The organism is Pseudomonas lopnurensis (assembly GCF_015070855.1).
GTDB lineage: Bacteria > Pseudomonadota > Gammaproteobacteria > Pseudomonadales > Pseudomonadaceae > Stutzerimonas > Stutzerimonas lopnurensis.
The window spans coordinates 15,465-30,022 of sequence record NZ_JADDIX010000094.1 but is presented as its reverse complement, the minus strand read 5'-3'; the positions used below and the strand labels follow the sequence as shown (position 1 = coordinate 30,022).

Genomic DNA, 14,558 nt, shown 5'->3' with positions numbered 1-14,558 from the left:
GCCCGCTTGCGGGCGATCGGCCGCAACGCCGATGATCGCCGGCAAGGAATCGGCGTCCCCCCGGGCTCCTGCGGGCGCGGTGTGCACAGGCGCTTTCTCGGGGCTGCACCCTGCTTGCTGCGCGACAGCGCTGCGGCGAAGACGCGCAGGCCCCTCCTACAGCAATGCCCAGTGAGTTAACAAACTAACCAGGCATGACACTAGAGACCCAGCATCAGGCGGATCGCCAGGCCTACGGCGATGCTCAGGGTGAAGCTGAGCAGGGTGCCGAGCAGCACGTATTCGCTGCGCTGACGGTTGTTGCGGCCTTTGAGTTCGTTGAAGCGCAGGATGCTTTTCGCCGTGAGCAGAAAGCCGATGGCCTGCCACTGGGCGAGCAGCACCAGGGTCAGGATCAAGCCGCGCTCCAGATAGCCGACGAAGGCGCCGCCGTTGACCAGCGAATCGTCGCTGCCGATGCGCTCCTGCCAGGGCCTGAGCATGGCGCCGATCAGCCCGGACGCCGGAGCCAGCACCAATAGGTAACCAAGCAGGATCAGCAGATTGCGCGTATCGGCCTGGCCGCCGAGATAGGCCGGCACGGCCTGCCAGAGGCCTTCGCGGGTCAGCCACAATGCGACGAGCGTCAGCAGCGCGGCGAGCTGCTCCAGCAGAAAACTGCGCGCCGAGCGCTGCGGACCTGCCGCCCAGCCAGCGACCAGGATGCGTATCAGCACCACCAGCAAGGCGGCCAGGCCGGCCGGCGCCGGATCGCTGCGTAGCACCCCGAGGATCAGCAGTACCGCAAGCCCCTGGGCCAGCCCCAGTAGGTACAGCTCGGGGCTGCGCCAGCTGCTAGGTGCATCCTGCAGGCGTCGCCGCAATGGCAGGAGGAAATCCAGGGCGACATGGGCCAGCAGCAGCCACAGCAGCAGCGTGATCGAATCAGGCATCGTCGAGCTCCTTCAGCCACTCGCGCGCGCAGGCCAGGTAACGATCGACCAGCCGCGCATCGGCACGCTGCAGCGCCTTGGTCACCGTCACCCGTGACTTGCCCAATTGCTCGGCGATGCGGCGCTGGTCCAGGCCGCGGGTCAGGTGCAGGTAGTAGGTCTGGGCCTCCACGGGCGTCCAGCGCTCGATGATGGCCTCGATGAAAGCCGTGGGCAGTTCGGCGTACTTGAGCAGTTGCGGAACGCTGCTGAACAGGCGGAAGGTGTCCTTCTTCATCCCGTCCAGGCCCTGGCCGGACAGCACGAACGCCTCGCCATATACCTGGGCATCGCTTTCGGCCCGGCCGATGCCTAGCGCCAGGCGTGCATCCCAGCGTTCGCCCGCCGGACTGGCGGCGATCAGGCCGGCGCGCAGGGCGAGCGCGCAGTCGAAGGCCGGCTCCGCGTGCCGCATGACCAACTGGAAGCCATCGCCGCGAAAGGTCTCGACCTGGGCGTCGTAACGTTCACCCAGCGCTGCCAGCAGCGTCTTGAGGCAGGCGAGGAACGCCTCGGTGTCGTGCATCGCGCGTGAGTCGATCAGATCGCCTGTGAGTACCGCCATCGGGTTCATCGGAGGGGCCGTTGTCTGAAAAGGGCACGTGAGGCAAAAGTAGCCTAATAAGGCAACTAGCGCAAAAGTAGCTTTTAAAAGCTACCGGATGCGATGGCTGGCGAGCCCGATGCCATGTTCCTGGCCCGGCAGGCCGTCTAGAATCCATGTCTCTGTGCGACCAAGGACCCCAGCCATGACCCAGCCGACCCCCGGCGACCTCGATATCGATGCGCGCTATGCCTGCGCGAAGGCCCTGGCGCTCGAAGCCGCGCGACTGGGCATGGACTTCTATCGGCGCCGCGAGGCGCTGGCCGTCGAGCACAAGGGCAGCGACCGGCAGGACGTGGTCAGCATTGCCGACAAGCGGATCGAAGACTTCATTCGTACGCGGCTCGCCGAGCGCTTTCCCGAGGATGGCTTTCTCGGCGAGGAAAGCGGTTCGACCGATCTGAACGCGCGCTGCGTCTGGGTGATCGACCCCATCGATGGCACCGCCTGCTTCGTCAACGGTCTGCATAACTGGTGCGTGTCGGTCGGCCTGCTGATCGATGGCCAACCCCACGTCGGGGCGATCGCCGATCCCAACCACGACGAGCTCTTCCACGGCTGCCTGGGCAAGGGCGCCTTCGTCAACGACACCCCGCTCGAGGTCAGTTCCGCCACCCATGTGCGCGAGGGGTTGACCGGTGCCGGCACCTTCCACCCGCGTGGCAAGGAACATTTCATTCCCTTCCTGGAAAAGCTGCTGGGCGAGGGCGGCATGTTCATCCGCAACGGTTCCGGGGCACTGATGACCGCGTACGTGGCCGCCGGACGCCTCATCGGTTACTACGAAACCCAGCTCAAGAGCTGGGACTGCCTGGCCGGCCTGGTGCTGGTGAAGGAGGCCGGTGGCCTGGTGAACGATTTCTTTCGTAATGACGGCCTGCTGGACGGCAACCCCTATCTGGTCGCCGCGCCAGGCGTGTATCGGCAGCTGGCGCAGCTGATCGGGCCGTCGCTGGACGGTTGATCGGCGCGGCGGCACCTTGCGTTCGTCGCCCATGCATTGCATCGACCCGGCAGGACGAGCAGCCTGTGCTATACCGTCCAGACGCGACGAGGGGCCGCTAGCGGCCCGACCAACCACAGGGGGGAATCGGCCTTTCCATCGGCCTGCCGGACCCGCGTTTCGGCCCGATGGATGCCTGAGACAGCGAGGTAACGATCATGACCATGATGCAATGCACCTACCGTGACCACACCATCACCGCCGAGGTGCTGGAATATCCCGACACTCCGACGCCCTGGGCAGGCGGCTGCCGTATCACCGATCCATCCGGGCATGTCACCCGCCGCCTGCCACTGCCGCTGGAACATGCCCTCATGGATGAGCTGGACAAGGCCCAGCGCCTGTCCATCGCCCATGGCAAATGGCTGGTGGACCAGCATCTCGATCACGGGCGACAGCTGTTCCCGCAGGCGGCGTAACAGCAGGCAGCGATTCGCTTCGCGCGCTGGATGGGGTCATGTCTGGCGCGTTTTTTTGCTGAGTGCTGGTGATGTCGGGCTGGGGAAGGTTGCTGCAGTCACCCGAAACTTCACCGCCTGCCTCGCCCTGCTTCTGCGCAGAATATTTTCTACCGCCGCTGATCCGTCACGGTTCACGCCAGCATCGGCTGCAATCCTGCCAAGTTCCGGATAGCAAAGCGAAAAAATCCTTGGCCGCAACGAAAGGTCCGGCGACGTTTTGCTCATTGCTTAATACGCGAAACGGTGGCATAGCTGTTACCAAGCCACCCGCAAGGGTGGTGCTCATAAGCGGAAGTAAGGACGACTTATGCAAATCCAGGTTCACAGCGATAACCACATCGAAGGCAGTGCCCGTCTGGTCGATTGGGTCAGTGCCAGTGTCGCCAGCAAGCTGGACCGTTTCGACGACGAGCTGACGCGCGTCGTCGTCCACCTGAACGACGAAAACGGCGAAAAGGCCGGCGCCCATGACAAGCGTTGCCAGATCGAGGCTCGGCCGAAGGGCCTGCAGCCGATCTCCGTGACGCACAAGGCCGAGTCGCTGGAATTGGCCATCGACGGTGCTGTCGACAAGCTCGCGAACGCCCTCAATCACCAGTTCGGCAAGTTGCGCAGCAAGCGCTCCGCGGCACAGCCGCAAGTGGCTGGCGGTGGTGCAGGCCGCGATGCGCTGCTCGAGGAAGACTTCATGGCGGACGAACAGCTGCGCAACTCATAAAACCCGGAAAAGGGCCTTCCTGGCGGAAGGCCCTTTGCGCTTCAGACCAGCAGTTCCGGCGGTATCGTGCCGCCATGTTCGGCCAGTTTCTTCATGACCGCCCGGTGCAACCACATGTTCATCTGCGCCGAGTCGGCCATTTGTTCCGCTGGGCAGCCCAGCTCCGTGGCGAGCTGCCTGCGTGATTCCAGGCTGCTGTCCAGGCCCAGCAACTTCAGCAGATCGACGATCGACGTACGCCAGTTGAGCGCCTCCGGGTGCTGGGCGGCCGCGGCTTCGAGCTGTGTCACCACATCCACTCCGCGCGCGCTGGCCGCCGAGCGGTTCAGATCCATGTTCGGTGCGATGGTCGCGTTGGATGTGGCCGATGGCCTGTCGTTGGGCAGTGTGGCGCCCTCGGCGCTCGACAACCTGGCCTCTGCAGGTGGCACGTCGGCCTTGCTTTGCGCCTCGTTGGATACGTCACCGAAGCCGAGCTTCGCCTTGATCGAATCGAAAAGCCCCATGGCTCATGTCTCCTGGCTGTTGATCGTGACTATTGGACAGCCGTGTGCGGGGAGCCATTCGGGGCCGTAGGTCGGTTGGGCGTTGCATCCGTTCGTGGCGGATGCGGTGGCTGGCTGGCAAGATGCGCACTCGGCCAACCCAGGCTTTCCCTGCTGTCGAGAATTGACGATGAAACTCGCGATTTACCAGATCGACGCCTTCACCCACGAGCGCTTCAAGGGCAACCCGGCCGCCGTGGTGCCGCTGGATCGGTGGTTGAGCGATGCGCAGATGCAGGCCATCGCCGCGGAGAACAACCTGTCGGAAACCGCCTTTTTCGTCCGTGAGGCGGATGGCGCTTTCCATATCCGCTGGTTTTCGCCGCTGGCCGAAATCGACTTCTGCGGCCATGCGACCCTGGCCAGCGCCTTCGTCATCATCGAGCAGCGGATCGCCGCGGCGCCGCTGACCTTCCGCGCCGCGGCGGTGGGCGACATCGGCGTCGTGCGCCGCGCCGATGGCCTGCTGGAAATGAGTTTCCCCAACCGCGCGCCGGAGCCGGTCGCCGAGCCGCCGCAGGCATTGCTGGATGCGCTGAACCTGGCGCCCGAATGCGTGTTGCGGAATCGCCAGGCCTGGTTCGTCGTCTATTCCAGCGAAGAGCAGGTGCGTGCCGCGGCGCCCGATCTGCAGGCGTTGAAGGTGCTGGCGCCGCTGGATGTGGTGGTCACCGCGCCGGGTAGCCAGCAGGACTTCACCTCGCGCTATTTCTGGCCCGCCAATGGCGGCGATGAAGATCCGGTCACCGGCTCGATCCATGCCGGCCTCGTACCCTATTGGGCCGCGCGTCTGGGCAAATCGTCACTCGTCGCCCTGCAGGCCTCGCGGCGCAGCGGGCTGCTGTACTGCCGTGTCGAGGATGATCGCGTCTTCGTCGCCGGCGCGGCGGTGCAGTACCTGCAGGGGCAAATCGAGATCTGAGGGCTCGACGGCGCGATCAGCCCGTGCTTGCCATAATGCTGTTCACTTAAAGCCACAAAGTAGGTGCAGGATCTCATGTAGGAGCGGGCTATGCCCGCGATTCGCGCGCATGGCGCGCTCCTACGAAGTCTCTGCTTGTCTGAACGGCATTAGCACGCTGCCGGGCCTTCACGTTCGCCAATTTAAGGCCTAACGCTCGATCGCTTCAGAACGACTTGATCATCCTGCCCAGCAATTCCATCGCCTTCTCGCTGCGCGTATCCCAGGGGTGGCCATGGTTCAGCCGGGCGCAATTGCGAAAGCGCCGGGTCGCCGAGAAGATCGGCCCCGGCGCCAGGCTGATGCCCTGGGCGAGGGCCAGTTGCAACAGCTGCAGCGAATCCACCTGCTCGGGAAACTCGAACCAGAGGAAGTAGCCGCCGCTGGGGCGCGTCACCCGGGTGCTGGCCGGGAAGTGGCGCGCGGCGGAGGCGAGCATCGCGCCCTGTTGCATCTCCAGGACGTGGCGCAGTTTGCGCAGGTGGCGGTCGTAACCGCCGTGCTGCAGGTAATCGGCGATGGCCGCCTGCGCGGGTACGGACGGGGAAATGGTGGTCATCAGCTTGAGCCGGGCGATCTGCTCGGCATAGCGTCCACCCGCGACCCAGCCCACCCGGTAGCCGGGCGCGAGGCTCTTGGAGAAGGAGCCGCAGTGCATCACCAGGCCTTCGCGGTCGTGGCTCTTGACCGGCTTGGGCGGTTCGCGGGTGAAGTACAGCTCGGCGTAGACGTCGTCCTCGATCAGGGGCACCCGATGCCGCTGCAGCAGGTCGTAGAGCTGCTGTTTCTTCGCCTCGCCCATGCTCGCGCCGAGCGGGTTCTGCAGGCTGCTCATGAACCAGCAGGCCTTGATCGGCAGGTGCGCGAGGCTGTCGGCCAGGATGTCGAGGTCGATGCCCTCGCGCGGGTGCAGCGGAATCTCCACCGCCTTGAGCTTGAGCCGTTCCAGTACCTGGAGGGTGGCATAGAAGGCCGGGGCCTCGATGGCCACCAGGTCGCCCGGCTCGGTCACCACTTGCAGGCAGAGGTTCAGCGCCTCCATGGCGCCGGTGGTGATCACCAGTTCGTCCATCGGCAGCATCACCCCGCTGACCATGTAGCGCAGGGCGATCTGCCGGCGCAGGTCGGGGTTGCCGGCGGTCATCTGGGCGATCACCTCGCGCGCCGGCAGGTCGCGCACGCGCTGTGCCATCGAGCGCGCCAGGCGCTGCAGGGGGAACAGTTCGGGGCTGGGGAAGGCCGAGCCGAAGGGGACGGTGTCCGGGTCGCGCAGCGAGGCGAGCACCGAGAACACCAGCTCGCTGACGCCGACCTCGGTGGTTTGCGCGGGCCGTGCGCTGATGTCCGGCTCGTGCAGCGGACGCTTGGCGTGCTCGCGGACGAAATAGCCCGAGCGCGCCCGGGCCTGGATCAGCCCGCGGTCTTCCAGCAGGTAGTAGGCCTGAAACACCGTGGACGGACTGACACCGTAGGTGCGGCTGGCATGGCGCACCGAGGGCACCTTTTCCCCTGGCGCCAGCACGCCGCTGCGGATCAGTTCGGCAATCTCGTCGGCGAATTTCTCGTAGCGCTTCATCTGCTTCTGTCGTGGCGGAAGGCCGGCCAAGTCTACTGCGGCGCCCGGCTCGGCGCGACGAAGGTGCTCGGCGTGCTCACCCGGCTGGCGGGGTCGGCGACGTCGCTGACCTCGAAGCGCAGCTCGCGGCTGAACCCCTGGGTCTCGTCGAGCAGCGTCACGCTGACCGGCAGGTCGGCGATCTCGCCGGGTGCCAGGCCGATCTGCCGCTGGCCATGCAGCTCGAACGGACCATCGCCCAGGGCGAGCGCATACTGGCGCGGCTGCTGGGTCTTGTTGATGAGCTTGAGGCGGTACATGTTCTCGATCTGCCCCTGGATGTTCTCGCGGAACAGCGTGCGATCCTTGGTGACGTCCAGCGACAGCTGCGGCCGGGCCTCCAGTGCCCAGACGAAGGCGGCGATCATCGCCGTCATCGCCACGGCATAGCCCACCAGGCGCGGGCGCAGGAAGCGCGTGGCGCCGCCTTGCAGCGCGCGTTCCGAGGTGTAGCGCAGCAGGCTGCGGGCGTAGCCCATCCTGTCCATGACGCTGTCGCAGACGTCGATGCAGGCGCCGCAGCTGATGCAGTCCAGCTGCAGGCCGTCGCGGATGTCGATGCCGGTGGGGCAGACCTGCACGCACAGCGTGCAGTCGATGCAGTCGCCCAGGTTCTGCGCGCGCGGGTCGCTGCCCTTGCGCCGCGCGCCACGGTTCTCGCCCCGGGTGGCATCGTAGGAGACCACCAGGGTGTCGGCATCGAACATCACGCTCTGAAAGCGCGAGTAGGGGCACATGTGCAGGCACACCTGCTCGCGCAGCCAGCCGGCGTTGACGTAGGTCGCGGCGGTGAAGAACAGCAGCCAGAACGCGCTGGCCGAACCGAGCTCGAAGCGGGCGAGATCGCCGACCAGTTCGCGCACCGGGGTGAAATAACCGACGAAGGCCAGCGCGGTGGTCAGGCTGATCGCCAGCCACAGGCCGTGCTTGGCGGTGCGGCGCAGCAGCTTGCCGGCCGACCAGGGCGCGGCGTCCAGCCTGATGCGCTGGTGGCGGTCGCCCTCGGTGATTTTCTCCACCCACATGAACATCCAGGTCCAGCTGCTCTGCGGGCAGGCGTAGCCGCACCAGATGCGTCCAGCCAGCACGGTGATGAAGAACAGGCCGAAGGCGGCGATGATCAGCAACCCGGAGAGCAGGATGAAATCCTGCGGCCAGAAGGTCGCGCCGAAGATGTGGAATTGCTGCCTGCCCAGGTCCCACAGCACCGCCTGGCGACCGTTCCAGTTCAGCCAGACGGTGCCGAAGTAGAGCAGCATCAGCAGGCCGCCGCCCAGCAGGCGCAGGTTGCGGAAACGTCCGCTGAAACTGCGCGTATGAATGGGCCCGCCGCTCTGCGCGGGCGTCAGGCGGATCGGTTGGCTGGGATCAACGGTTTCGATGATCTGCGCGGGTATGCGGTCGGTCATTGGTTTCGCCCCGTAGGCTTTTCAGGCGAGCGGATGATCGACGGCGAGGTGTTTTTATAACAGGCTCAGTTTTAGCGTAGAAATACGGATCAGATAAAGCTTGAGAACGCCTGTCAGGCTCCTCGGGGGGGCGTGATTGACCTGTATCGGCGAAATCATCCGCGATCCGACTGATACGTGTTTTTCGTGCGCATCTGCACCTGTTGCGTGGCGGAACCTGAGGCCATAGTCGATACCTTTTTGCCATTCAGCGAAGGGGGGATGCCATGTATCACGACGAACGCTTCCAGTGGCTGGAGGCAGTCCGATGATCATCAAGGGCCTGACCTGGCTGGTGTTGCTGCAACTGGTCGGTGGCATGGTCAATCTCGTGGTCCCGGCATTGCCGGGGCCGATCATCGGCATGCTGCTGCTGTTCGGTCTGTTGCTGCTGCGGCGCGGCATTCCCGAGTCGCTGGAGAAGACTGCCGCGTTGCTGCTGCAGTACCTGCCGCTGCTGCTGATCGTGCCGGCGGCCGGCATCATGACCAGCGGCGCCGCGCTGCTGGACGACCTGCCCGCCATCGCGGCGGGCCTGGTGCTGTCGCTGCTGGTCACCGTGCCGCTCTGTGGCTGGCTGATGCAGTGGCTCATTCGCCGGCAGGAACGCCAGCAGGAGGACCGGGCATGAGCGTGCTCGACATGCGCGCGGTCTGGACGACGCTGGTGGCGCACCCGCTGTTTTCCGTGGCGCTGACGCTGATCGCCTTCCAGCTGGCGCTCGCGCTGTACCGGCGCAGCGGCTGGCTGGTGCTGCAACCGGTGATGGTGGGCATGCTGCTGGTGGTCGCCACGCTGACGCTGGTCGGCGTGGATTATGCGCGCTACCGCGAGGGCGCCTCGCTGATCGCCATGCTGCTGGGCCCGGCGACGGTGGCGCTGGCGGTACCGCTGTATCGCCATCTGAGACGCATCCAGCAATTGTTCTGGCCGATCCTCGTCACCCTGCTGGTCGGCGGCGTGCTCTGCGTGGCGCTGACCCTGCTGATCGCCTGGGCGCTGGGCGCGCAGCTGCCGGTGCTGATGAGCCTGGCGCCGAAATCCGCGACCATGCCGATCGCCATGCTGGTGGCCGAGCAACTCGGCGGCATGGCCTCGCTGGCGGCGGTGTTCGTCATGCTCACCGGCGTCATCGGTACCGCGCTGGCGCCGCTGCTGCTGCGCTGGGCGGGCGTCGAGCATCCGGCGGCGCGTGGTCTGAGCTACGGCATCAATGCCCACGCGATCGGCACGGCCAGGGCGCTGGAGGAGGGCGACGAGTGCGGTGCCTTCGCCGCGCTGGGGATGAGCCTGCTGGGCATCCTGATCGCGTTGTTGCTGCCGTTCGCCCTGGGGTGAGTGGGGCGGTGGAACATCCAGGCGGTGAAAGAGGGTAGGGATAAGAGCGATGCTAGAGCCGGCGGCGGACTTTCCCGCGCGTTTGCGGCGATAATGCGCGCCGCAACCGACCTGTGAGGAACCGTCATGCTGGTATTCGAGATCGAACCGATGAGCGCCGAGCGTTACCGCCAGCAGACGCGGCGCAGCACGCTGATCGTCATCGCGACCTTCGCGGTGCTGGCCATGGGGCTGGCAACGGCGGCGGTGGCGCTGTTCGGCGAACCGGGTGGCGACAACCTGCGCTGGAACATCGCTGGCGTGCTGGCCGGCCTGCTGCTGACGGTGGCACTGGTGCGCAAGCTGTTCTGGCAGCAGCCGTGGATGGCCGCGGCGGCCTACGGCTGGCGGCTCAAGCGCAGCCTGATGAGCATCACCAACCTGATGCACCACGTGAAAGCCGGCGTCGCCGCGCAGGATCCCTCGGCCATGCGGTTGCTGCGCTTCTACCACCTGGGCATGACGCAGATGCATCAGCTGGATGCGAATTCCAGCGCCCTCAGCGAGATGGTCCCGGAGATCGACCGGCACCGCGAGGCCATGGAGGCGCTCGGCATGGACACCGACCAGCGCCGACTGGATTCCACCTGGCTGGAATCGGTGAAACGGTTCGACGCCGTCCGCTAGGGTCTGTTGACGTTCGCGGCTCGCGCTGAAACGTCAACAGACCCTAAGTTTCATCCGCCAGCACGCGGCCCGACATTGCATTGGCGGGATGCACGCCTAGGATTAAACGACGTGCGATCCGCAGCGTCGGCATGTTCGAGCGGTTCCGGCGTAGCGAATGCGGCGACAGGCTGAAGCGCGCCGATGAGGGTTTCGACGAGGCCGTGGCGTTTCCGTGCCAGTCCTGAAGCCCATTCGTGCAGGCTGCCTTTGTATCGAATGTATCGATATTTATTGGCATAAAATTGCAACCATCCAAAGATAGGTCGAATACATGATGCGTCCCGTCAATCTGAGGGATCACCATGATCCTCGAAACGACGCGCGCCCGGCGTTTTCACACGCCATGCTTGTTCACCGATAGACATTTCCATTCACCCGAAGAGGAAGACCCAGATGGCGAAGATTCTCGTGCTGTATCACTCGATGTACGGCCACATCGAAACCATGGCCAACGCGGTGGCCGAAGGGGCGCGCCGTGTAGCGGGCGCCGAGGTGGTCGTCAAGCGCGTACCGGAAACCATGCCGGAAGATGTCTTCCGGAATGCCGGCGGCAAGGTCGAGCAGGCCGCCGCGGTGGCCGATCCGGCCGAGCTGCCGGAGTACGATGCGATCATCTTCGGTACGCCGACCCGCTTCGGCAACATGTCCGGGCAGATGCGCAATTTCCTCGACCGGACCGGCGGTCTCTGGGCCAAGGGTGCGCTGCATGGCAAGGTCGCCAGCGTGTTCACGTCGACCGGCACCGGCGGTGGCCAGGAAATGACCATCACCTCCACCTGGACCACCCTGGCACACCACGGGATGATCCTCGTGCCGACCGGCTACGGCATCAGCGAATTCTTCGATATCTCCGAGACCAATGGCGGCACGCCCTATGGCGCCTCGACCATTGCCGGCGGCGACGGCTCCCGCCAGCCGTCCGAGAAGGAGCTGACCATCGCCCGATTCCAGGGTGAGCACGTGGCCAGGATCGCCGGCAAGCTGAACGGTTGAATGGCCGAGGCGGCGCNCGCCGCGCCAACGGGCTCGTCATGGCAGCCCTATCTCGGCGTCAGCAACAAGCCGTACATCAACTCATCGACATAGCCCTCGTCGCCCGCGCGCTTGTACGCCGACCGCTGGGTGCCTTCATGGTCGAAACCGAAGCGTTCGTAGAAGGCGATCGCCCGTGGGTTGTCCGCCTCGACCGTCAGTTCGACCCGGCTGATGCCCGCGGCGTGCAGCCGGGCCAGGGCATCCGCCATCATCCTGTGCGCCACACCGTGACCTTTCGCTTCCGGCGCCACCGCCAGCGTACCCAGGTAGGCGACGTGTGCGGCGCGACCGATATGGCGTTGCGCCTTGTAGAAGCCCTGGACCGTCCCTGCGACCTCGAACACGTAGAAGCAGCCGCTCTCGAACAGCGGGTCGAAGACCTTGGCGAAAACCTCGCGTGGCATCGGATCGAAGCCGAGAAAGGGCAGCACTTCCTCGTGCATGTAAATGTCGTAAACGCGGTCGAAATCGGCTGGCGTGGCGAGTCGGCGCATGCGCTTCTCCAGAGTGGCTGTTCGGCTGCCGATCAGGGGCAGGTCGTGCGCGCCCCTGTGGGACGCAAGGCAGGGCGAGGATAGCCAATGGCGGCAGCGGCCCGCCATGTCGCGAGATCGAGCGGGCATGATCCGCCGAAGCGATCATCCAGCCAGGCGAATCCACGGCTGGAACGCCGATCCACCCGCTGCATGCGCAGCGCAGCATTCTTTTCCGGCGCGGCCTCTGGTTTGTACCTGGCCAGGCGATTCATACTCGGCACGCGAACCGCTCGACGATGACCGGGCGAGCGGTTCGCCAAACGCCCGCATGCCTGGAAAAAATGAATGAAATGGATGTACCTGCTCGGTTTGTTCGCCGGCTTTTCGCTTCCTTGTACTGCTGCCGAAACCGTTTCCCCTGCGCTGGATGACAAGCCGGCTTTCATCGACAGCCTGATCGAGCGAATGACCCTCGAGGAAAAGATCGGCCAACTGCGGCTGATCAGCATCGGCGGGGACATGCCGCGGCCACGGATTCTCCAGGAGCTGGCGGCGGGGCAGATCGGCGGGACCTTCAACACGGTCACCCGCCATGACAATCGCCCCATGCAGGAGGCCGCGTTGCGCAGCCGGATGCGGATTCCGATCTTCTTCGCCTACGACGTGGTGCACGGCCACCGGACGATCTTTCCCATCGGGCTGGGACTGGCGTCGAGCTGGGATCTGGATACGATCGCCCGCAGCGGCCGGGTGGCGGCCATCGAGGCCAGCGCCGACGGCCTGGACATGACCTTCGCGCCTTCCGTCGACATTTCCCGCGACCCGCGCTGGGGACGTATCTCAGAAGGCTTCGGCGAGGACCCCTACCTGGTGTCGGAAATCGCCCGCACCATGGTCGAGGCCTACCAGGGCGAGTCGCCCGCGGCGCCGGACAGCATCACCGCCAGCGTCAAGCATTTCGCCCTCTACGGTGCGGTCGAGGGCGGGCGCGACTACAACGTGGTGGACATGAGCCCGATGCGCATGCACCAGGATTTCCTGCCGCCGTACCGTGCCGCCATCGATGCCGGCGCCGGCGGGGTGATGGTGGCGCTGAACGCCATCAACGGTGTGCCGGCGAGCGCCAACAGCTGGTTGCTGCGGGACCTGCTGCGCCGCGACTGGGGTTTTCGCGGGATGACCGTCAGCGACCATGGCGCGATCAGCGAGCTGCTGCGCCATGGCGTCGCGCGCGACGGTCGCGAGGCGGCCAGGTTGGCGATCGAGGCCGGCATCGACATGAGCATGGCCGACTCGCTGTATCGAGACGAACTGCCGGGGTTGGTGCAGGCGGGCGAAGTCGAGATCGGCGTGATCGACGCGGCCGTGCGCGAGGTGCTGGGCGCCAAGTACGACATGGGGCTGTTCCACGATCCGTTCCGGCGCATCGGCGTCGCCGAGGACGACCCGCAGGACGTCAACGCCGAAAGCCGGCTGCATCGCGCTGCCGCAAGGGCGGTTGCGCGCCAGTCGCTCGTGCTGCTGGAAAACCGCGGCGAGACCCTGCCCCTGGAGAAGCGCGGCACCATCGCGCTGGTCGGGCCGCTGGCGGATTCTCCGGTCGACATGCTCGGCAGCTGGTCCGCAGCCGGCGTCGCCCGGCAAGCGGTGACCCTGCGCCAGGGCATGCGCGAGGCGCTGGGCGACGCGGCGGTACTGCTCCATGCGCGAGGGGCCAACGTGACCGACGATGCGCACATGGTCGACTATCTGAATTTCCTCAACTGGGACGCCCCCGAGGTCGTGCAGGACCCGCGTTCCCCCGCCGAGATGATCGCCGAAGCCCTTGCCGCCGCCGAAAAGGCCGACGTGATCGTCGCCGCGGTGGGTGAATCGCGCGGCATGTCACACGAGTCGTCGAGCCGCACCAGCCTGCAGCTGCCACCCAGCCAGCAGCGCTTGCTCGACGCGCTGAAAGGTACCGGCAAGCCGCTGGTGCTGGTGCTGATGAACGGTCGGCCGCTGGAGCTCGGCTGGGCGAAGGCCAATGCCGATGCGGTCCTGGAAACCTGGTTCAGCGGCACCGAGGGCGGCCATGCCATCGCCGACGTACTGTTCGGCGACTACAACCCCTCGGGCAAGCTGCCGATCAGCTTCCCGCGCTCGGTGGGGCAGATTCCGACCTATTACAACCATCTTCGCGTCGGCCGGCCGTTCGTCGAGGGCAAGCCGGGCAACTATACGTCGCAGTATTTCGAAGAGCCCACCGGGCCGCTGTACCCGTTCGGCTACGGCTTGAGTTATACCCGCTTCCAGATCTCCGATGTCCGCTTGTCGAGCGCCAGCCTGCCTCGCCGGGGCAGGTTGCAGGCGAGCGTGAAGGTGAGGAACATCGGTCGGCGCGACGGCGCAACCGTGGTCCAGCTGTATATCCAGGACCTCGTGGCGTCGGTGATCCGCCCGGTAAAAGAGCTCAAGGCCTTTCGCAAGGTCATGCTCAAGGCCGGCGAAGAGCGGGAAATCCGTTTCAGCATCGATGAGGACGACCTGAAATTCGTCAATGCGCAGCTGCAGAGGGTGGCCGAGCCGGGTGAATTCGAGGTGCAGATCGGTCTCGACTCGCAGCATGTGCAGCGCCGGCGGTTCGAGTTGCAGTGACTCGTGCAGGCCTGGCCTGAGCCCGCTGCGCGGGACGT

At 65.6% G+C, this 14,558-nt stretch carries 15 protein-coding genes; 9 read left to right on the top strand and 6 right to left on the bottom strand.

Going from position 1 to position 14,558, the window contains the following annotated elements:
• Positions 1 to 200 precede the first annotated feature (200 nt).
• A complete protein-coding gene (locus tag IN820_RS19925; protein ID WP_193682631.1) occupies positions 201 to 932 on the bottom strand; it encodes a DUF3307 domain-containing protein in 732 nt (243 codons plus the stop codon).
• A complete protein-coding gene (locus tag IN820_RS19920; protein ID WP_235989208.1) occupies positions 925 to 1,536 on the bottom strand; it encodes a hypothetical protein in 612 nt (203 codons plus the stop codon). The genes IN820_RS19925 and IN820_RS19920 overlap by 8 nt, the downstream gene beginning before the upstream one ends.
• 184 nt (positions 1,537 to 1,720) lie before the next feature.
• On the opposite strand from IN820_RS19920, the gene IN820_RS19915 reads away from it, so the two are divergent.
• From IN820_RS19915 to IN820_RS19905, 3 genes are all read left to right on the top strand, one after another.
• Positions 1,721 to 2,539, top strand: coding sequence for an inositol monophosphatase family protein (locus IN820_RS19915; RefSeq protein WP_193682629.1), 819 nt, complete (start codon positions 1,721 to 1,723; stop codon positions 2,537 to 2,539).
• A gap of 197 nt (positions 2,540 to 2,736) precedes the next feature.
• The gene (locus IN820_RS19910; RefSeq protein WP_193682628.1) at positions 2,737 to 2,997 is read left to right on the top strand and encodes a hypothetical protein; all 261 of its coding nucleotides are present in this window, start codon (positions 2,737 to 2,739) and stop codon (positions 2,995 to 2,997) included.
• 349 nt (positions 2,998 to 3,346) lie between these two features.
• Complete coding sequence (locus IN820_RS19905; protein ID WP_193682627.1) at positions 3,347 to 3,757, top strand: HPF/RaiA family ribosome-associated protein; 411 nt, start codon at positions 3,347 to 3,349, stop codon at positions 3,755 to 3,757.
• Between the two features lie 41 nt (positions 3,758 to 3,798).
• On the opposite strand, the gene IN820_RS19900 is transcribed toward IN820_RS19905, so the two are convergent.
• Positions 3,799 to 4,263 carry a DUF3597 domain-containing protein gene (locus IN820_RS19900; RefSeq protein ID WP_193682626.1) on the bottom strand — a complete coding sequence of 155 codons (465 nt, stop codon included), beginning with the start codon at positions 4,261 to 4,263 and terminating at the stop codon, positions 3,799 to 3,801.
• A 181-nt stretch (positions 4,264 to 4,444) separates the two neighbouring features.
• Between IN820_RS19900 and IN820_RS19895 the strand changes: the two genes are divergently transcribed.
• A complete protein-coding gene (locus IN820_RS19895; protein WP_313026214.1) occupies positions 4,445 to 5,224 on the top strand; it encodes a PhzF family phenazine biosynthesis protein in 780 nt (259 codons plus the stop codon).
• Positions 5,225 to 5,429: 205 nt separating this feature from the next.
• Here the strand turns inward: IN820_RS19895 and mapR are convergent, their stop codons facing one another.
• Both mapR and ccoG read right to left on the bottom strand, forming a co-directional pair.
• Positions 5,430 to 6,839, bottom strand: coding sequence for a GntR family transcriptional regulator MpaR (gene mapR / locus IN820_RS19890; protein WP_193682624.1), 1,410 nt, complete (start codon positions 6,837 to 6,839; stop codon positions 5,430 to 5,432).
• A gap of 32 nt (positions 6,840 to 6,871) precedes the next feature.
• Positions 6,872 to 8,287 (bottom strand): cytochrome c oxidase accessory protein CcoG, encoded by a 1,416-nt coding sequence (gene ccoG / locus IN820_RS19885; protein ID WP_193682623.1) that lies wholly within the window; start codon positions 8,285 to 8,287, stop codon positions 6,872 to 6,874.
• Between the two features lie 307 nt (positions 8,288 to 8,594).
• On the opposite strand from ccoG, the gene IN820_RS19880 reads away from it, so the two are divergent.
• From IN820_RS19880 to wrbA, 4 genes are all read left to right on the top strand, one after another.
• Positions 8,595 to 8,957 (top strand): CidA/LrgA family protein, encoded by a 363-nt coding sequence (locus IN820_RS19880; protein ID WP_193682622.1) that lies wholly within the window; start codon positions 8,595 to 8,597, stop codon positions 8,955 to 8,957.
• The gene (locus tag IN820_RS19875) at positions 8,954 to 9,664 is read left to right on the top strand and encodes an LrgB family protein (protein WP_193682621.1); all 711 of its coding nucleotides are present in this window, start codon (positions 8,954 to 8,956) and stop codon (positions 9,662 to 9,664) included. Before IN820_RS19880 ends, IN820_RS19875 begins: the two co-directional genes overlap by 4 nt.
• 126 nt (positions 9,665 to 9,790) lie before the next feature.
• Positions 9,791 to 10,330, top strand: coding sequence for a DUF3087 domain-containing protein (locus IN820_RS19870; RefSeq protein WP_193682620.1), 540 nt, complete (start codon positions 9,791 to 9,793; stop codon positions 10,328 to 10,330).
• A 435-nt stretch (positions 10,331 to 10,765) separates the two neighbouring features.
• Positions 10,766 to 11,365 carry an NAD(P)H:quinone oxidoreductase gene (gene wrbA, locus IN820_RS19865; protein WP_193682619.1) on the top strand — a complete coding sequence of 200 codons (600 nt, stop codon included), beginning with the start codon at positions 10,766 to 10,768 and terminating at the stop codon, positions 11,363 to 11,365.
• 47 nt (positions 11,366 to 11,412) lie between these two features.
• Here wrbA and IN820_RS19860 read toward each other — a convergent pair whose 3' ends face one another.
• Complete coding sequence (locus tag IN820_RS19860) at positions 11,413 to 11,901, bottom strand: GNAT family N-acetyltransferase (protein ID WP_193682618.1); 489 nt, start codon at positions 11,899 to 11,901, stop codon at positions 11,413 to 11,415.
• Between the two features lie 327 nt (positions 11,902 to 12,228).
• On the opposite strand from IN820_RS19860, the gene bglX reads away from it, so the two are divergent.
• Entirely contained in the window at positions 12,229 to 14,520 is a 2,292-nt protein-coding gene (bglX, locus tag IN820_RS19855) for a beta-glucosidase BglX (protein ID WP_193682617.1), read from the top strand.
• The last annotated feature ends 38 nt before the right edge of the window (positions 14,521 to 14,558 follow it).